Raw genomic sequence first — 267 nt, forward strand, 5'->3', positions numbered from 1 at the left:
GATAAGTCAATCATGCCAGTCAAACCGGCTAGAACATCACCGACCACTAGGGCGATCAGGAAGGAAAATTTGTGAAAGAACCCTTTCCCGAAAAGTGATAACAGCACGACAATTGCGGCGGTCATGACAGATAACAGCAACGTTTTTGGTGATGCAAATCCTGGTGTGCCCGGACTACCACCCAGAAATTCTGACAGGGTAAAGCTCGCTAGTGACACCCCAACCAAGAAGATAATGGTCCCAGTAATTGCTGGCGTTAAGCGTTTA

Annotated in this window: 1 protein-coding gene; it reads right to left on the reverse strand. The window is 47.6% G+C overall.

What is annotated here, in order from left to right:
- On the reverse strand, positions 1-267 hold a 267-nt coding region (locus tag L9G74_RS20825; RefSeq protein ID WP_275297550.1), incomplete at both ends, for a solute carrier family 23 protein.

It is taken from the genome of Shewanella electrica (assembly GCF_022321485.1).
Lineage (GTDB): Bacteria > Pseudomonadota > Gammaproteobacteria > Enterobacterales > Shewanellaceae > Shewanella > Shewanella electrica.